The sequence below is a fragment of the Pseudoalteromonas sp. CNC9-20 genome (genome assembly GCF_022347875.1).
Classification (GTDB): domain Bacteria; phylum Pseudomonadota; class Gammaproteobacteria; order Enterobacterales; family Alteromonadaceae; genus Pseudoalteromonas; species Pseudoalteromonas ruthenica.
On sequence record NZ_JAKRFS010000003.1, the window covers coordinates 526,117 to 545,289 of the forward strand.

The following is a 19,173-nucleotide window of genomic DNA, read 5'->3' on the forward strand; positions in this document are numbered from 1 at the left end:
AATATGAGCCAGCAGAATTACAACGCCGAAGCAATTGAAGTATTAAATGGTCTCGAGCCGGTGCAACGCCGCCCGGGGATGTACACCGACACCACGCGCCCTAACCACCTCAGTCAAGAAGTGATCGATAACAGTGTTGATGAGGCGCTGGCCGGACATGCCAGTAAGGTAGATGTCATTTTACATGAGGACAACTCGTTAGAGGTCATTGATGATGGTCGTGGTATGCCGGTGGATATTCACCCTGAAGAGGGGATCCCAGGGGTTGAACTGATTTTAACTAAACTTCACGCCGGTGGTAAGTTCTCTAACAAAAGCTACCAGTTCTCTGGTGGTTTGCACGGCGTGGGTATTTCAGTGGTCAATGCGCTGTCAACACGTGTTGAAGTGACTGTGCGTCGCGACGGGCAAGTGTATGAGATTGCCTTCGCCGATGGTGATAAGGTGAAAGACTTAGAAGTCACCGGGACTGTGGGTAAGCGTAACACCGGTACGTCCGTTCGCTTTTGGCCCGATCCAAAGTATTTCGACTCCGCGAATTTTTCGCTTTCTAAACTCAACCACATTCTCAAAGCCAAGGCGGTACTGTGTCCTGGCTTGCGTATCCGCTTTATCAACAAGCAAAATAAAGAAACCCAGGAGTGGTACTACGAGGCGGGCCTACAAGATTACATAAAAGACGCAACCAAAGACTTTGAAGCACTGCCTAAACAGCCATTTACCGGTGAGTTTAGTGGTGCTACGGAAGGAGTGGATTGGGCCTTGTTGTGGCTGCCAGAGGGCGGTGAATCGATCACAGAAAGCTACGTTAACCTCATTCCCACCGCACAAGGCGGCACCCATGTGAATGGCTTGCGCCAAGGCTTGCTCGAGGCAATGCGAGAGTTCTGCGAATTCCGCAACTTGTTGCCCCGTGGTGTACGCCTGACGCCAGAAGATATCTGGGAAAAGTGCTCCTATGTATTATCGGTAAAAATGCAAGACCCACAATTCGCCGGACAAACTAAAGAAAAGCTGTCGTCACGTTCGTGCTCAGCGTTTGTCTCTGGGGTGGTTAAAGACTCCTTTAGCCTGTGGCTAAATGAGCACACCGATATTGCCGAGCTCCTTGCTGAGCTATGTATTAGTAACGCTCAAAAACGTATGCGCGCCGCCAAAAAAGTGGTGCGTAAAAAGGTTACGCAAGGCCCCGCTTTGCCCGGTAAGTTGACCGATTGCAGCAGTAACGAAAGTGAGCGCACTGAATTATTTTTAGTGGAAGGGGACTCAGCAGGCGGTTCAGCCAAACAAGCCCGGGATAGAGACTTCCAGGCGATTATGCCGCTACGAGGTAAAATTCTGAATACTTGGGAAGTGGAATCCGGACAAATTTTAGCATCGCAAGAAGTGCATGATATCTCCGTTGCATTAGGTATAGACCCCGACAGCGACGATTTAAGTGGCTTGCGGTACGGCAAAATTTGTATTCTCGCCGATGCTGACTCCGATGGACTGCATATTGCCACCTTGTTATGTGCTTTGTTTGTTAAACACTTCCCCACCTTGGTGCGCCAGGGTCATGTTTATGTTGCCATGCCGCCTCTGTATCGCATTGATGTGGGTAAAGAGGTTTTCTATGCCCTAGATGAGGGCGAAAAAACCGGTATTTTGGATCGCATTGAGGCAGAAAAGAAACGCGGCAAGGTCAATGTGCAACGCTTTAAAGGCTTGGGGGAAATGAACCCGTTGCAACTGCGTGAAACAACCATGGATCCGAATACTCGCCGTTTGGTGCAGCTTACCCTTGAAGAGATGGAACACACCGTTGAGGTGATGGATATGCTGCTGGCGAAAAGACGCTCTGGCGATCGCCGCCAATGGCTTGAGAATCACGGCGATAAAGCGCAAGTTGAGGTGTAACTAGAATCACTATCACGGCTAATATTACAGCCTGGTGTTAGCCGTTCACCTTCCCTTTACTTGCGGTGTGGTCTATTTAAACGAGACCATATTAAACTAAGGATAGCTATGAAACGCGTATTACTGCTTTGCCAGCATATACTATTGCTTGTGTTTGTCGGCTCGGCGCTGGCAAGCGAGCCAGAGCAGTACTCCGACGCGTGGCTGAATCAGCAGCTCAAGCAATTGGATGAATACAGCGTTCAAGACCCTGTAGAAGCTGTTAACTTTACCGAACAACTACTTGATAACCACAGCGAGCTCAGCGCATTGCAACGCGCAGCGTTTGAACTTGAGCTGGTCAGCAACTACTTACTTGTAGGGCGCGACAGCGACGCACAGCGTTTAACCGATAAGCTCATCGCCACAGCAGATGAACTTAGGCCGTCACAACAAGTACTCCTGTTACTTGCCCGTGCGCAGCTATTTGACCGCCAAGGCAAGCTAGACGCAGCTACTGAACTCTACAGCCAAGCCGAGCAGCAAGTCCAAGACCTAGCCCCTCTTCTACAAGCTGAAGTGTACAGCGCCATCGGCACTTTTTACGTATACAACGACCAAGAGATAAAAGCATTGGGCTATTTCTCTCGGGCTTATCGGTTGTTACTCGAGCACGGCTCAGAGTTGCAAATCGCGTATCTTGAATCAAGTATGGCGAAAACCCATGAGTACCTGTTCGATTACGACCAAGCATTGGCTATGCAAACTAAAGCGCTTAATTATTTTAGCGAGCATGGTTTGTACTTCGATCAAATGGTGTCGCTGTTTAATATTGGCTCCATTTACATCGAACTCAATGACCCCCAAACAGCGTTGGAATACTTTCAAGCAATGTTGCCGCTTGGGGCTAAGCGCGACGACCCACAAGGTAAATACTTTACCTACTTTGGGTTGGCGCTTGCTTATGCGCAGATGGGGAAAACCGAACAAGCAGACCAAGCATTAGATAAAAGTGAGCACTGGGTTTGGGTGGTTGAAGATGCAGCTAATGAGCGTGCCCATCAATTTTTGCAAGCGCGTATTCGCTTGCAACAAAACCGCCTTGAAGAGGCTCAGCATATATTGCGCAACATTGAACAACAGCAGCAATCACAAGCAGAGCAAGGCAGTATTCATCGCAATTTGGAGTTGCTTGAATTAAAAGCGCAATTGGCCAAGCGCCAGCAAGATTACCCAAGTGCGGTGGACTTGTTAGAGCAGTATATACAGGCCAGTGAACAACATTACGACAGTGTTGGAGCAGTGGCCAAAGCGCGCCATAAAGTGCAGTTTGATACCGAGCAAATAGAACTTAATAACCGTATTTTGGCGCAGCAGCAGTCACTGCAAGAGCTAGAACTCGAGGCTTCCGAGCGACAGCACCGACTACAGCAAGGAATCATTTTTCTCGGAAGTTTAGTGCTTATCACCGTGCTTGCTTTTTCTTGGCGACAATATCGTTTGCGACAGCGCTTTCGCGCGCTTGCAGTTACCGATAGTCTTACGGCGGTGGCAAATCGTCGCCATATCATGGATAAAGTCGATAGCTTATGGCAAGACAATCAGCCTTTTTCTGTGATCGCCTGCGATATTGATCATTTTAAACGTATTAACGATGAGTTTGGGCATAGCGTTGGCGACGATGTATTAATCTGTGTGACCAAACGTTTTAGCTACATGGTACGCCAGAGCGATATGCTCGGGCGCACAGGGGGGGAAGAGTTTTTGGTGGTGTTGCCAGACACCGACCTTGAGCAAGCTGTTGAGATCGCAGAGCGTTTGCGCAATAGTTTGTGCTCGGATACAGTAAAAAGCAATAATCATGAGTTACGAGTAACGGCGAGTTTTGGGGTACTGCAACGCAGTAATGATTATGACTCTGCCAAAGCGCTGCTCAGCGCCGTGGACAAACTACTCTATCAAGCAAAAAACAGCGGTCGAAATAAGGTGATTTATGAATAACAAACTTGTTAGTGCATTACTTGGGTTAACTTTCGCCAGCAGTGCGATGGCAACAGATATCACCGACAGACTGTCGGTTCCCGCAGGCTTCACCATCGAGCCGTACGCGCTAAATGTTGATAACGCGCGGCAACTAGCCATTTCCGAAAACGGTGTGGTCTATGCCGGTTCGCGTAAAGCGGGTAATGTTTACGCCTTAATTGATAAAGACCAAGACGGCCGTGCCGACAAACAGGTGCTGATTGCTGAAGGTCTTAACATGCCTTCGGGCATAGCCTATAAAGACGGAGCACTGTACGTTGCTGAGGTAGAGCGCATTATTCGCTTTGATGATATCGACAACAAGCTTGATAAAGCCAAACTAGAAGTGGTGTATGACAAGTTTCCCGATAAGCGCCACCACGGTTGGAAGTTTATTCGCTTCGCTCCCAGCGGTGAGCTCATTGTGCCTGTCGGTGTGCCCTGTAACGTCTGCGCAGAAGACCCTGAGTTTGGCCGTATTTTCTCCCTGAACTTAGAGAGCAAAGAGCTTACCACCCTCGCAGAGGGGGTGCGTAATTCGGTTGGTTTCGATTACCATCCAGACAGTGGCAAACTGTGGTTTAGCGATAACGGTCGTGACATGATGGGTGATGATATTCCGCCGTGTGAAATTAACCGTATCGATGAAGTAGGGCAACATTTTGGCTTTCCATACTTCCACGGTGGTACAATCCCGGATCCGGAGTTCGGCAAAGGCAAAAACGCTGCCGATTACACTCAGCCAGCGCTAAATTTAGGTGCTCACGTGGCACCACTAGGTATTCACTTTTACACTGGTGAGCAATTTCCAAGTGACTACGACAAACAGCTTTTTGTGGCTGAGCATGGTTCGTGGAACCGCAGTAAAAAAGCGGGCTACCGAGTTATGATGGCTAAGGTAGAAGATGGCCAAGTGACTGGCTACGAGCCATTTATTACCGGTTTTATGGAAAACGAAGAGACCTTTGGCAGACCCGTTGCCATGGTGCAAATGGCCGATGGCAGCTTGCTGGTCTCCGATGATTACGCTAACGCGATTTACCGCGTGCACTATAACAAGAAGTAAGTTTGGGTAAGTATCAATGACACAAACAACGACCTTGTCACAACAAGGCATAGAGCAACTTACCATGGGGCGCTTCACCGAAGACGCCTACCTCAATTATTCCATGTATGTGATCATGGACCGGGCCTTACCTCATATTGGTGATGGTCTGAAGCCCGTGCAACGGCGCATTGTCTACGCAATGAGTGAGTTGGGGCTCTCTGCAGCGGCGAAATATAAAAAGTCCGCTCGTACTGTGGGTGATGTGCTCGGTAAGTACCACCCCCATGGTGATAGTGCTTGCTATGAAGCTATGGTACTGATGGCACAGCCTTTTTCATATCGTTACCCGTTAGTTGATGGTCAAGGTAACTGGGGGGCCGCAGACGATCCTAAGTCTTTTGCTGCGATGCGTTATACCGAAGCGCGGTTGTCAAAATTCTCTGAGGTACTACTAAAAGAGTTAGGCCAGGGCACCGCTGATTGGATCCCCAACTTCGATGGCACCATGAAGGAGCCTGAGGTACTGCCTGCACGCTTACCGCACATTTTACTTAATGGAGTAACGGGTATTGCTGTGGGCATGGCAACCGATATTCCACCGCACAATGTGCGCGAATTGGCTAATGCCTGTTGTCTGTTATTGGATAAACCCAAGACTGAATTGGCGGAGTTACTGGAGCTGGTTAAGGCACCCGATTACCCCACCGAAGCAGAAATCATTACTCCCAAGGCGGACATTGAAAAGCTTTACACCAGTGGCCGTGGCTCACTAAAAATGCGGGCTAAATACCATATTGAGCAGGGTGAAGTGGTGATCACTGCATTGCCACATCAGTGCTCAGGCGCCAAGGTGTTAGAGCAAATCGCCAACCAAATGACGGCAAAGAAACTGCCGATGGTGGCCGATTTACGCGACGAGTCGGATCATGAAAACCCAACCCGCATCGTAGTGGTACCGCGTTCTAACCGGGTAAAAGTCGAGCCGCTGATGGCGCATTTATTTGCCACCACGGATTTGGAAAAGAATTACCGCGTTAACCTCAATATGATCGGCCTTGATGGTCGACCGCAAGTGAAAGACTTACGCAGTATCCTTAGCGAATGGCTGACTTTCCGTCGTGATACGGTGCGTCGACGGTTGCAGTACCGCCTAGATAAAGTGCTCGCGCGACTGCATATTCTCGAAGGCTTGATGATTGCCTATCTCAATATTGATGAAGTCATAGCTATTATTCGCAGCGAGGACGAGCCGAAGCCGGTATTGATGGAGCGCTATGGCCTCAGTGAAAAACAAGCCGAAGCAATTCTCGATTTGAAACTTCGCCACCTTGCTAAGCTTGAAGAAATGAAAATTCGCGGCGAGCAAGACGAGTTAGAACAAGAGCGTGACAAACTGCAGCTGATCTTAGGTTCAGAGCGCCGTATGTCGACGCTAATGAAAAAAGAAATTCAAGAAGCGGCTGAGTTATACGGTGATGATCGCCGCTCGCCTGTAGTTGAACGTGAAGAAGCCAAAGCTCTGAGCGAAAAAGACCTAATCCCTTCAGAGTCGGTCACTGTGGTGCTTTCCGAAAAAGGCTGGGCGCGGGTGGCCAAAGGCCATGAAGTGGATGCTGAGGGCTTAAACTATCGCGCAGGCGATAAGTTTAAAGCCAGCGCCAAAGGCAAGAGCAATCAGCCGGCGGTATTCCTCGACTCCAGTGGCCGCGCCTTTGCCACCGACGCACACAGTCTGCCCTCAGCGCGCAGCCAGGGTGAACCGATGTCGGGGCGCTTTAATATCGCTGCGGGTGCCACACTTGAACACGCGGTGATGGCAGAGAATGAGCAACTGTTACTGATGGCCAGTGATGCCGGTTACGGCTTCGTTGCTGAATTTGCCGATTTGGTCAGTAAGAACAAAAATGGTAAGGCACTGGTAAGCTTGCCTAAAGGCGGGTTATTGCTCCAGCCCATTGCTGTAAACGATGTCAGTAAAGACTACTGCATGGCTATTTCCAGTGAAGGTCGCATGTTACTGTTCCCATTACGAGACTTGCCTAAGCTCGCCAAAGGGAAAGGGAATAAAATTATCTCTATACCCAGTGCCAAGGTACAGGCGCGCGAAGAGTATGTGAAGTTGCTCACCGTAGTTCCCGAGGGTGCTAGCGTGACCTTGCATGCAGGCAAGCGCAAACTAACGCTTAAGCCCGCAGACCTCGAACACTATTATGGAGAGCGCGGACGCCGAGGCAATAAGCTTCCGCGTGGTCTACAGCGTGTGGATGGCTGTGATATAGAGCTGAGCACCAAAGCCAGTGAAGCGCCCGACGAGGAAATGCTTAGCGAAGATTAAAAAAGAGGGCCTTGGCCCTCTTTTTACTTTAACGGCTTTTGTCATTTACAAGTCGAAGCGATCGGCGTCCATTACTTTAACCCAGGCTTTGATAAAGTCGTGGACAAAGCGTTCTTTGTTATCGTCTTGAGCGTAAAACTCAGCATAACTGCGCAGGATAGAGTTTGAGCCAAACACCAGATCAACGCGGGTGGCGGTCCACTTCACTTTGCCTGTGCTGCGCTCAACAATGTCATAAAGACCATTCTCTTTAGGCTGCCACTGGTATGCCATGTCGGTGAGGTTGACGAAGAAGTCATTGCTCAGCACCCCTTCACGGTCGGTAAACACACCGTGCTTGGAGCCACCATGATTAGTGCCTAACATACGCATTCCCCCTAATAACACGGTCATCTCCGGTGCCGTTAAGCCCATCAACTGCGTGCGTTCAAGTAACAACTCTTCCGCTGGAACGGCGTAGTCTTGCTTTAACCAGTTGCGATAGCCATCATGAATAGGTTCCAGTGGCTCGAATGACTCGCCATCGGTCATCTCATCGGTCGCATCGCCGCGCCCTGCGCTAAAGGGCACATTGATATTTACGCCCCCGGCTTTTGCCGCTTGCTCAATGGCTGCAGTGCCACCGAGAACAATGAGGTCGGCCATGCTAATGGGTTTGTCTAAGGTGCTTTGCAATTGCGTCAAGGCATCAAGTACTCGATTTAAGCGTTCAGGTTCGTTGCCAAGCCAATCCTTTTGTGGTGCCAGACGGATGCGCGCGCCATTGGCGCCGCCACGATAGTCTGAGCTACGAAAGGTGCGAGCACTGTCCCATGCGGTGCAGATAAGGTCGGCGGCACTCACTGGGCATGCCAGTATTTGCTGTTTAAGTTCAGCCTGCTCGGAACTACTAAGTACGTAATCGACACTAGGAATAGGGTCTTGCCAAATTAAATCTTCACTTGGCACATCGACGCCGAGGTAACGAGATTTAGGGCCTAAATCACGATGGGTTAGTTTAAACCAAGCGCGGGCGAAGACATCGCTAAAGTAATCAAAGTCGTTGTGAAAGCGCTCGATGATTTTGCGATAGCTGGGGTCAAGCTTCATCGCCATATCGGCGTCGGTCATGATCGGATTGCAGCGAATGGATGGGTCTTCAACATCAACGGGCTTATCTTCCTCTTTCATATCGATAGGCTCCCACTGCCAAGCGCCCGCAGGGCTTTTCTTGAGCTGCCATTCGTAGTTAAGCAGTAGGTGGCAATACCCGTTATCCCATTTTGTTGGGTAGGTGGTCCATGCTCCTTCTAATCCTGAAGTGACCGTGTCGCGACCGATCCCGCGCTGGTGGTGGTTATTCCAACCCAGCCCTTGTTCGAAAACATCGGCGGCTTCGGGCTCGGGGCCAAGTATTTCGGCATCGCCATTACCGTGGGTTTTGCCGACAGTGTGACCACCGACGGTCAAGGCTGCGGTTTCTTCGTCATCCATGGCCATGCGAGCAAATGTCTCTCTGACTTGCGCAGCGGTCTTGAGCGGGTCTGGTTCGCCATTAACCCCTTCAGGGTTGACGTAGATAAGCCCCATTTGCACGGCGGCGAGAGGGTTTTCCATACTTTGCGGCTTCTCAACATTGTCGTAGCGCTCATCGCTCGGTGCTAGCCACTCTTTTTCCGCACCCCAGTAAACGTCTTTTTCTGGGTGCCAAATATCCTCGCGGCCACCGGCGAAACCAAAGGTTTTCAATCCCATGGACTCATAGGCCATGTTGCCGGCAAGGATCATTAAATCGGCCCACGAGAGTTTGTTACCGTACTTTTTCTTGATAGGCCACAGTAATCGCCGTGCTTTATCCAAATTGGCATTATCAGGCCATGAATTAAGCGGAGCAAAGCGTTGGTTACCGGTACCACCCCCGCCGCGACCATCAGCAAGGCGATATGAGCCTGCGGAGTGCCAAGCCATACGAATCATCAACCCACCATAATGGCCCCAGTCGGCAGGCCACCATGCCTGGCTGTCAGTCATCAGTGTTTTAAGATCGTTTTTCACCGCCTCTAAGTCGAGCTTTTTGAACTCCTCAGCGTAATTAAAATGCTCGCCGTAGGGGCTTGTTTTGCTATCGTGCTGATGCAAAATATCGAGGTTGAGTGCGTTGGGCCACCAATCAGTATTAGGTTTTGCTTGCGTGGTTTGGCTGCCATGCATCACTGGACACTTACCCATATCGTCCTCCTTAAGGAATCTAACGGTAATAAATTCATTCACTTACTATAGAGCTGTGGAGATGAACTAAGATTAAACAAGTGTAGTCTATAAGGCCTTAATGACAGCGAAATTGGAAACGATAAAAACCGATGCGTGGCATCGCTTTTTTCCAACACGTATAGCGCACTTAGTGAGAAAGCAATAACAGCGTACAAGTGTTCGCTTAAAATAATTCGCCTATGTATAATGCCGACAATTCAGGTTATGTGGAGTTTATCGTGCTGGCTTTATTGCGTTTGTTAGCCATGGCTATGTTTGTCCTCTTAAGCTTTATCGCGGGGTTTATCTTGTGCTTGGTACGCCCGTTTCACGGTGACAACGTGCGGGTGATTGGTAGCTGGTATGCAAAGATGCCTAAGTTGCTGGGGGTGAATGTTGTTATTGAGAAAGACCCAGCCATTGTGACTGGTTCGCCTGCGGTCTATGTTGCCAACCATCAGAATAACTATGATTTATTTTTACTCCCCGGTGCGCTGCAGCGTAATACCGTAAGTTTGGGTAAAAAAAGCTTAAAATGGATCCCATTTTTTGGCCAAATTTATTGGTTGTCGGGCAATATTCTTATCGATCGTGCAAATCGTTCACGGGCGATGGCCACCATTGCTAAAACCACCGAAAAGCTCAAAAAAGGCGGGTTATCACTGTGGATGTTTCCAGAGGGCACCCGTAGTTATGGTCGTGGCTTGTTGCCATTTAAAACCGGCGCGTTCCACACCGCACTTAATGCCGGGGTCCCTGTGGTGCCGGTAGTAATGAGCGATACCCACAAAACCATCAAGCTAAATCGCTGGGATAATGGTACTATTTACATCAAAATGCTGGCGCCACAATTATTGGATGCCTCGATGAGCCCGCGCGAATATGCGGATCATTTCCATGCCTTGATGGCTCAGACACTGGCGCAATTGAATGAGAGAACATAATGGAAAACTGGCGCGAAATTAGCGAAGAAATTGTCGAATCCCTACTTGAAGATGGCTCTAATCCGGAAATTTTATATGAGGTAGAACACCACTTTGTGTGTGAAGATTTTAATGCCCTAGAAAACGCCGCGTTAGCTGCTTTTAAGGCTGGCTTTGATGTGGAAGAACCAGCTGAGTTGGAACTCGAAGAAGGGGGAACTATCTGGGGCTTTGATGTGGTGGTTGAGTCTGAGCTCGATGCCGACGTTATTATGGAAGATGTTGATAAGCTGGTAGCAATTGCCGCCGATAACGGCGTGGAATACGATGGCTGGGGCACTTACTTCCAAGACTAAAGGGTGGTTTTAACCACCTTTTATGGACTTTATTTACCATTTAGTGGTAATTTTATCTGAGTTTATTCAGCTTTCGTACAGTCCCCTATGTTGATCTCCTTACCTATTAGCGAGCTAAAACCCGGCATGTTTGTTGACCGGGTAAATAAGCAGGCCCAAGGTGCGTCAATAAAGATAAAAACCCGGGGCATGGTCAGAGATGCTTCCATCATTAAGCGCCTGCTGAGTGAGGGAGTGGAAGAGCTGACCATCGATTTCGCACAAAGCGATATCCCCATTCCCACGCATTTAAAACCCAAGTCTAAGAAAGAACACACTGGCGAGTCGCAAGATATCGCAAGCCAAGCAGAAAAGCCGAAGCTTAGTGACCGTGATCACAGTCAGGCGACGTTAGAGCAAGAGTTCCTCATCGCTAGCACTTGTTATGATCAAAGCTTGGGTAAACTGCGTGCCATGTACAACGAGCTGACCTCAGGCATGCAAGTCAATATGGCACTACTCAGTGGTATCGCTGATGATATTGTTGACTCAGTTTTTCGTAATCCAGACGCTATGGCCGCGCTGACACTGCTGCGCGATAGAAATAGCTACACTTGGCGTCATATGATGAATTGCGCCATTTTGACCGCTATTTTTGCCAAATATTTAGGTTTCGAAATTAATAAAGTGCGGCAAATGGCGTTAGCGGCCTTGTTGCATGACATTGGTCTTGCCAAAGTACCGCAAGGAATTCTATCAAAGCCAGGTAAACTCACTGAGCTCGAAACCAAGGCGGTACGTAAACACGTGGCGCTGAGCCTAACCATGCTTAAAGGGCAAAAGCACATCTCCAGCATGATGTTAGAAATGGTTGTTAACCATCATGAGCGGTTAGACGGCAGCGGCTACCCGCGTGGTATCAAAGCCGATAAATTATCTCGTGAAGCACGTATTTTAGCGCTGGTGGATGTGTATGCGGCAATGGTGGCAGATAAGCCCTATAAAAAAGGTGAGGAGCCGCTAACGGCACTGCGTTTCTTATTAGCGCAAAAGGCGATGTTTGACCAAGCCCTAGTACAGCGCTTTATAAAATGTGTCGGGATCCATCCTGTGGGAACCTTGGTCAAACTTACCAATGAGCGTCTGGCATTAGTAGTGCAGGGCAACGAGGCTAATCCTATCAAACCTAAGGTACGGGTGTTTTATAACACTCAGCACCGTCACCACATTACCGCCAAAGACGTCGATTTGAGTATCAGCAAAGACGATATCAAAATCTTGGGTAGCACCTCTCCCTTAGAGTTTGACCTTAATTTGTCTCGTTTGTTAAAGGAGCACTTGCTGCCTTAGCACGCTCACACTGCTTTTTTCCTTGGCGCTTAGCAGCGATTAATGCGCCACTAAAACAACTCCCCGTTAGTATAAACCATACCATAGTGCCTTGTGTCGTATGCAGGGCAATACAACACAGTCCCAAACTTACCAGCGAGGCCAGCATTGAAGCAAGCCAATATTGGCTGACCGGGTTGTCGCACTCGCCTTGATGGTGGCAGGCGCAGTAGTTCGCACGTAAAAATGCAAATACACTGATAGCGCAAAACACCAGCGCAACCAAAATAAGCATTATAACGAGCACCATAGGACATTCCTGTTCACTTTTTTAATACCCGCAGTGTAGCGATATTAGATAAATAGTCAATGATAATGAGAATTTATATCATTTGAGTGTTTGAGGTCTAATCAGTCTTTAAAATCGTAAAATTATGTAAATATTGCCCTTAAATTACGCTATGTTAACCATATTTAACAGTTTTTTTGCATGAAATACGCTAGTGTATGCCAGTTAAAATGACAACAATGAGAAAGAAGTATGCAATTCAAAAAGACAATTTTAGCGGCTTCATTGGCGCTATTATCAACAGAATCTTTCGCTGCCGCTTTTCAGCTGGCAGAGCAAAATGCGTCAGGCTTAGGCCGTGCCTACGCCGGTGAAGCAGCCATTGCTGATGATGCATCCGTGGTTGCCCGTAACCCCGCACTGATGTCGCAATTTGAAACGGCACAGTTGAGCGTGGCGGCAATTTATGTCGAGCCAGACGTGAGCCTTGAAGGCGAAAGCACCAACAATGGCCTAAACCCTAATGTGTTAAACGACGATAGCATCGCCCCTAGCGCGGTGATCCCTGCCGGTTACTTTGTGCTCCCGGTAAACGATAAGGTGGCAGTAGGCTTTGGTGCCTTCTCTAACTTTGGTTTAGCTACTGAGTTTGCCAGTGATTATGCGGCAGGCCAGCTAGCTGGTGAAACTGAAATCGTCACCATTAACTCTAATGTATCGGTTTCTTATAAGGTGGACGAAGCTCTTACCTTGGCACTGGGTGTTAACCACGTGTACGCCGATGCAAAGATTGTCCGTAACCTTGGCGCAAACCCGTTAGGTGCACCGGCAAGCTTAGAAGCGGTTCACCTTGAGGGCGACGACTATGGCTTTGGCTGGAATGTAGGCCTGGCCTATGACCTAGATAGTGACAACCGCCTTGGCTTCCACTATCGCAGTGAAACAGACCTCACATTTGAAGGTGACTACACCAATCAGCTTCCGGCAGCATTGGGTGGCCTTAACGGGCAAACTTTACCTGGTACGGTTGATTTAACCTTGCCAGCGATTGCTGAATTCTCAGGCTCACATCAGTTAAACCAAGATTATGGCCTACACTACAGTGTGCTTTGGACAGGCTGGAGTAGCTTTGACAAGCTTGAAGCCTATGTGCCAGTGAGTGAGGGACCGGTATTTAGCAAAAACGAAGACTTCTCGGATTCAATCCGTGTGTCAATCGGTGGTGACTACCAGCTAACAAACGATATTAAATTGCGTGCTGGTTTAGCCTTTGATGAATCGCCAGTGGCGCAGAAGCATCTGTCTATCTCTATCCCAGATACCGACCGCTTCTGGCTCTCTTTTGGTGCGGAATGGTTTATCGATGAAGCGTCTAGCGTTGATTTAGGTGCCAGTATTTTACGCGGTAAAACCCAAAACTTTGTTGAAGGTGACAACCTAGGGCAGCAGTGGGGCTTTGAATCAGAAGGCCATGCTTACCTGGTTGGTGCACAGTACAACTACAGCTTCTAAGCAATGCTGAGATGAAAAAGCCAAGCAACTGCTTGGCTTTTTTTATGCTTGTTTGTATGTGACGTGGACATAAAAAACGCGAGCCTGAGCTCGCGTTATGATTGTTGCCTAATAGTTTTACAGGCTTTCGATTTTTGCTTTTTGCTCGAGCAATTTCGCCTTGGCTTCGCTGTACTCTGCCAGCTTCGACTTTTCTTTTTCAAGTACGGCTTCAGGCGCATTGTTGACAAACTTCTCGTTAGCGAGCTTTTTCTCAACTTGAGCCAGACCTTTTTCAGCTTTTTCCAATTGCTTAGCAATACGCGCTAACTCAGCGTCTACATCAATCAGCCCAGCCATGGGGATCATGATCTCGAGTTGACCCACGTAGGCGGTCGCACACGCTGGCGCGTCGTCGACGTTATCAAGCACGGTCACATCTTCTAGCTTGGCTAGGGCGGCTAGGAACGTCTGATTTTCTTGTAAGCGACGAGTATCCTCGGCAGAAGCCTGAGCAAGCAACACGTTCAATGGTTTGCTTGGGCTAATGTCCATTTCACCGCGAATATTACGAATGGCGACAATAAATTGTTTCATCCACTCCAAATCGGCCATCGCGGTGCTATCGACTTTATCTTGCTCAAACGCAGGGAACGCTTGGGTCATAATGGTATCGGCATGGATACCTGCAAGCGGAGCCACACGCTGCCAAATGGTTTCGGTGATATATGGCATTAATGGGTGCATCAAACGCAGTAGCCCTTCAAGCACAGTGATCAGCGTATGGCGAGTACCGCGTTGCTGGGTCTCGGTGCCTTTAAATAACACGGGTTTAGTTAGCTCGAGGTACCAGTCACAGAACTGGTTCCAGGTGAACTCGTAAATCGTGTTAGCAGCAAGGTCAAAACGGTAGTTGTCCAAGTGTTCAGTGAAGGTTTTCACGGTTTGTTGGAACTGCCCTTGAATCCAGCGATCCGCCAGCGAGTACTCGCGCTGTGCATCGTTGAAGCCGCAATCTTGCTCTTCGGTGTTCATAAGCACGTAACGGCTAGCGTTCCATAGCTTGTTACAGAAGTTACGGTAACCTTCTAGGCGGTTCATATCCCAGTTGATATCACGACCTGTTGACGCCATGGCTGCAAGAGTGAAACGCAAGGCATCGGTGCCATGCGGCTCAATGCCCTCAGCGAAGGTTTTGCGGGTGTTCTTTTCGATTTTCTTCGCCAGTTGTGGCTGCATCATGTTGCCGGTGCGCTTAGTCACTAGGCTTTCTAAATCGATGCCGTCAATCATGTCCAGTGGGTCAAGCACGTTACCCTTAGACTTCGACATTTTATCGCCATTCTCATCGCGAATCAGGCCAGTCACATAAACGGTTTTAAATGGTACCTGAGGCTTGCCGTTGTCATCTTTGATGAAATGCAGAGTCATCATAATCATACGGGCAACCCAGAAGAAAATGATGTCGAAACCAGTGACCAACACGTTAGATGGATGGAATACTTTTAAGTCTTCAACGTTGTTCGGCCAACCAAGGGTTGAGAAGGTCCACAATGCTGATGAGAACCAAGTATCGAGTACGTCGTCATCTTGGCTGAGCGTGACATCGTCATCGAGGTTATGCTCGCGGCGCACTTCTGCTTCATCGCGTCCAACATACACGTTGCCGTCGTTGTCGTACCACGCTGGAATACGGTGGCCCCACCATAGCTGGCGTGAAATACACCAGTCTTGAATGTCGCGCATCCAAGAAAAGTACATGTTTTCGTATTGCTTTGGTACAAACTCAATATCACCGTCTTCAACGGCTTTGATAGCCGGCTCGGCCAGTGGCGCAACGCGCACATACCATTGGTCGGTAAGTAGGGGCTCAATCACCACCCCAGAGCGATCGCCGTAGGGCACGGTTAAGCTGTGATCGTCAATCTTTTCTAATAACCCAGCCTGCTCGAACTCAGCAACCACTTGCTTACGCGCATCAAAACGGTCTAAGCCGTGGAAGCGCTCAGGGATAGGGGCGTCTAGCTGCAGTGGTTTGCCATCAAAGGTAAAGGTTTCGCCTTCGCTTAGAATTGCCGCATCTTTGTTGAATACGTTAATCATCGGCAACTGGTGGCGTTTACCGACTTCATTATCGTTGAAGTCATGCGCTGGGGTGATTTTCACACAGCCGGTGCCTTTTTCCATATCGGCATGCTCATCGGCAACGATAGGAATACGGCGGTTCACGATAGGCAGCAAGATTTCTTTGCCAATGAGGTTCTGGTAACGCTCGTCATCAGGGTTTACGGCCACACCAGTATCGCCGAGCATGGTTTCTGGGCGAGTGGTGGCGACGACGATGTAATCTTTGCCATCCTGAGTTTTGACGCCATCGGCCAATGGATAGCGCATATTCCACATATGCCCTTGCTTGTCTTTGTTTTCAACTTCAAGGTCAGAAATAGCGGTGTGTAGTTTTGGATCCCAGTTAACCAGGCGCTTACCACGGTAAATTAAGTCGTCTTTATACAGGCGCACAAAGACTTCTTTAACCGCTTCAGATAGGCCGTCATCCATAGTGAAGCGTTCACGGTCCCAATCCACCGAGGCGCCTAAACGACGTAGCTGCTTGGTGATGGTGCCGCCAGATTCATTCTTCCATTGCCAGATTTTATCGATAAAGGCATCACGACCTAGGTCATGGCGTGTTTTATTTTCCTCGGCGGCGAGTTTACGCTCGACCACCATTTGTGTCGCGATCCCGGCATGGTCGGTACCAACCTGCCACAATGTATTATTCCCTTGCATCCGCTTGAAACGGATTAAGGTATCCATGATGGTGTCCTGGAAGGCGTGGCCCATATGTAGGCTGCCGGTGACATTTGGTGGTGGGATCATAATTGAGTATGAGTCGCCTTCACCACTTGGCTTAAAGTAGCCGTTTTCTTCCCACTTCTGATAGAGGGATTGTTCAATATCTTGCGGATTATAGGTTTTATCCATTGCCCAGAACCTTAACTTAAACTTTTTGTGTTGCCAGCTGCGCGCCTAAGTCGCGTAACTGCTTATATCTTGCTCGTGCTTGGTGTTTGCGTGTGTCATCGGCTGGCACAAAGTCAAACACCGTATCAAAGCGACGTATAAAATCGGGCACGCTTGATGCTAAGTTGATCAGTACGCTGCGCCGTGACACAGGCGGGGTTTGCCCTATCTCCACAGCGGCACCGGCGCGAGGCCCTTCACCTTGGAGGTTGTGGGGCACAAAGCTATCGGCGTCAAATGCCCATAGGTGCTGATCAACAAGATGAGCATCGTCGCGATTATCAACAAAGATAAATACCCGTTGTCCTTGGCGATATTGCTCGCACGCCAAGCGAGCGCCAAGATCAAAATGAGCCGGTACGTCGCTGCCCGGCTCATCGGCATGTTCTAGCAGGTAAAATAACGCGTGCATTGCGCCCTCTACGCGGCTCGTTAATCCGCCAATTTTGACACAATCACGCCCCTGCATCAATGAATAAGCCCCTTAAAAAAGGGGCTTGAAGTGATATCGCAGTGATTAATCTTGCGGGTTATCCAATACCCCAGCGCGGTTAATCAAATATTGCGTTAGCATTGGCACAGGACGCCCCGTGGCGCCTTTGGTTTTGCCACCGCTGCGCCACGCCGTACCGGCAATATCTAAGTGCGCCCAGTTATACTTTTTGGTGAACTTAGATAAGAAGCAGGCAGCGGTAATAGTGCCTGCGGCGCGACCGCCTAAGTTAGTGAAATCAGCAAACGGGCTTTCTAACTGCTCATGATAGTCATCCCATAGCGGCAGCTGCCAAGCACGATCGCCACTTTGCTCAGAGGCTTTAAGAAGGTCATGTGCCAAAGGATTATGGTTAGAGAGCATGCCGGTTGCATGAGCACCCAGGGCAATGATACACGCGCCAGTAAGGGTGGCTACGTCAATCACGGTATCGGGGTCGAATGCCTCCACATAGGTGAGGGCATCACACAATACTAAGCGTCCCTCGGCGTCGGTATTAAGGACTTCAACGGTCTGCCCCGACATCGTGGTTAGAATATCACCCGGGCGATAGGCATTGGAGCTGGGCATGTTTTCACAGCCTGCAAGCACACCAATCACATTAATGGGCAGTTGCATTTTGGCAATGGAGCGCATGGTGCCGATAACCCCAGCTGCACCGCCCATGTCGTATTTCATCTCGTCCATGGCTTCGCCTGGCTTAATTGAAATACCGCCGGAGTCGAAAGTCAGGCCTTTACCTACCAGCACTATCGGTGCCGCGCCTTCTGCGCCGCCATTGTAGTGAATCACCGACATCACTGACTCGTTAGCACTTCCACGGCCTACGGCAAGGTACGAGTGCATGCCGAGTTCTTCCATTTCTTGCTCGCCGACCAAGTTAACGGTGACGTTCTCGAACTCTTCTTCTAAGCTTTTCGCTTGCTCGCCTAAGTAACGTGGGTTACAGATATTTGGCGGCATATTGGCGACATCTTTACAGAGTTTGGCTCCTGAAGCGATAGCTAAACCATGCTCAATAGCACTTTCGCCAATCGGCAATTCGCGGCGCGTTGGTACGTTAAAAACAATTTTCCGCAGTGGTCGGCGTGGATCGCTTTTTTTACTTTTCAGCTGGTTAAAGGTGTATAAGCAATCTTGTGTCGTCTCAACAGCTTGGCGTACTTTCCAATACGTATCGCGGCTTTTTACATGCTGCTCTGTTAAAAAGCACACCGCCTCCATGGCCCCAGTTTCATTCAGGGTATTAATGGTTTTGGAAATGATTTGCTTATACTGTTTGTCGTCTAGCTCGCGCTCTTTACCACAACCTACAAGTAGTACGCGCTCACTTAGCACATTCGGTACATGGTGTAATAATAGCGTTTGCCCCGGCTTACCTTCTAAGTCGCCGCGACGTAAAAGGTTAGAGATGTAGCCTTCACTGATTTGGTCCAGTTGCTCGCCGATAGGGGATAAGCGGCGTGGCTCGTAAACACCCACTACAATACAAGCGCTGCGTTGCTTCTCTGGGCTACCACTTTTTACGCTAAATTCCATTGTGACTCCTAATTAGAGGAAAAGTCAGCCCTTGGGGCGTTTGCCAGCCAAGGCGCTGTTCACCTACTTACTATTGTCGTGAACTATTTACGCATTTATCAATCCACTAACTAAAGTGTAGACAATTACATGCCTTAGGTATGATATTTAATGCGCTTGACATATAATAAAGTGACTAAAACAACTAGTTTACTCAAATTTTCCTACTATGCCAGTGAAACACGACGTTTTTAGGGGC

The 19,173-nt window shown here is 49.0% G+C and carries 13 protein-coding genes; 8 read left to right on the forward strand and 5 right to left on the reverse strand.

The window, feature by feature from the left end:
• Nucleotides 1-3: 3 nt before the first annotated feature.
• The 4 genes from parE to parC all read left to right on the forward strand — a co-directional run bounded on the left by parE (nt 4) and on the right by parC (nt 7,283).
• The gene (parE, locus tag MHM89_RS09575) at nt 4-1,899 is read left to right on the forward strand and encodes a DNA topoisomerase IV subunit B (protein ID WP_239408671.1); all 1,896 of its coding nucleotides are present in this window, start codon (nt 4-6) and stop codon (nt 1,897-1,899) included.
• A gap of 108 nt (nt 1,900-2,007) precedes the next feature.
• Complete coding sequence (locus tag MHM89_RS09580; protein WP_239408672.1) at nt 2,008-3,879, forward strand: GGDEF domain-containing protein; 1,872 nt, start codon at nt 2,008-2,010, stop codon at nt 3,877-3,879.
• Nucleotides 3,872-4,966 (forward strand): PQQ-dependent sugar dehydrogenase, encoded by a 1,095-nt coding sequence (locus MHM89_RS09585; RefSeq protein ID WP_022946298.1) that lies wholly within the window; start codon nt 3,872-3,874, stop codon nt 4,964-4,966. Before MHM89_RS09580 ends, MHM89_RS09585 begins: the two co-directional genes overlap by 8 nt.
• Before the next feature lie 16 nt (nt 4,967-4,982).
• Nucleotides 4,983-7,283 (forward strand): DNA topoisomerase IV subunit A, encoded by a 2,301-nt coding sequence (gene parC / locus MHM89_RS09590; protein ID WP_239408673.1) that lies wholly within the window; start codon nt 4,983-4,985, stop codon nt 7,281-7,283.
• 45 nt (nt 7,284-7,328) lie between these two features.
• Here the strand turns inward: parC and katG are convergent, their stop codons facing one another.
• Nucleotides 7,329-9,491, reverse strand: a complete 2,163-nt coding sequence (katG, locus tag MHM89_RS09595) for a catalase/peroxidase HPI (RefSeq protein WP_239408674.1) — start codon at nt 9,489-9,491, stop codon at nt 7,329-7,331.
• A gap of 260 nt (nt 9,492-9,751) precedes the next feature.
• Between katG and MHM89_RS09600 the strand changes: the two genes are divergently transcribed.
• The 3 genes from MHM89_RS09600 to MHM89_RS09610 all read left to right on the forward strand — a co-directional run bounded on the left by MHM89_RS09600 (nt 9,752) and on the right by MHM89_RS09610 (nt 12,120).
• Nucleotides 9,752-10,456, forward strand: a complete 705-nt coding sequence (locus MHM89_RS09600; RefSeq protein WP_239408734.1) for a 1-acylglycerol-3-phosphate O-acyltransferase — start codon at nt 9,752-9,754, stop codon at nt 10,454-10,456.
• Nucleotides 10,456-10,791, forward strand: a complete 336-nt coding sequence (gene rraB, locus MHM89_RS09605; protein ID WP_022946294.1) for a ribonuclease E inhibitor RraB — start codon at nt 10,456-10,458, stop codon at nt 10,789-10,791. The genes MHM89_RS09600 and rraB overlap by 1 nt, the downstream gene beginning before the upstream one ends.
• Nucleotides 10,792-10,878: 87 nt before the next feature.
• The gene (locus MHM89_RS09610) at nt 10,879-12,120 is read left to right on the forward strand and encodes an HD-GYP domain-containing protein (protein ID WP_151173134.1); all 1,242 of its coding nucleotides are present in this window, start codon (nt 10,879-10,881) and stop codon (nt 12,118-12,120) included.
• Here MHM89_RS09610 and MHM89_RS09615 read toward each other — a convergent pair.
• Nucleotides 12,080-12,409, reverse strand: a complete 330-nt coding sequence (locus MHM89_RS09615; RefSeq protein WP_138547988.1) for a hypothetical protein — start codon at nt 12,407-12,409, stop codon at nt 12,080-12,082. The genes MHM89_RS09610 and MHM89_RS09615 overlap by 41 nt on opposite strands.
• A gap of 231 nt (nt 12,410-12,640) precedes the next feature.
• Here MHM89_RS09615 and MHM89_RS09620 point away from each other — a divergent pair, with 231 nt between their 5' ends.
• Nucleotides 12,641-13,900, forward strand: coding sequence for an outer membrane protein transport protein (locus MHM89_RS09620; protein ID WP_130148491.1), 1,260 nt, complete (start codon nt 12,641-12,643; stop codon nt 13,898-13,900).
• 117 nt (nt 13,901-14,017) lie between these two features.
• On the opposite strand, the gene MHM89_RS09625 is transcribed toward MHM89_RS09620, so the two are convergent.
• From MHM89_RS09625 to pepA, 3 genes are all read right to left on the reverse strand, one after another.
• On the reverse strand, nt 14,018-16,864 hold the full coding sequence (locus MHM89_RS09625; protein ID WP_239408675.1) for a valine--tRNA ligase: 2,847 nt from the start codon (nt 16,862-16,864) through the stop codon (nt 14,018-14,020).
• A 16-nt stretch (nt 16,865-16,880) separates the two neighbouring features.
• The gene (locus MHM89_RS09630) at nt 16,881-17,315 is read right to left on the reverse strand and encodes a DNA polymerase III subunit chi (RefSeq protein ID WP_026111300.1); all 435 of its coding nucleotides are present in this window, start codon (nt 17,313-17,315) and stop codon (nt 16,881-16,883) included.
• Nucleotides 17,316-17,420: 105 nt separating this feature from the next.
• The gene (pepA, locus tag MHM89_RS09635) at nt 17,421-18,935 is read right to left on the reverse strand and encodes a leucyl aminopeptidase (protein ID WP_022946287.1); all 1,515 of its coding nucleotides are present in this window, start codon (nt 18,933-18,935) and stop codon (nt 17,421-17,423) included.
• Between the last annotated feature and the right edge of the window lie 238 nt (nt 18,936-19,173).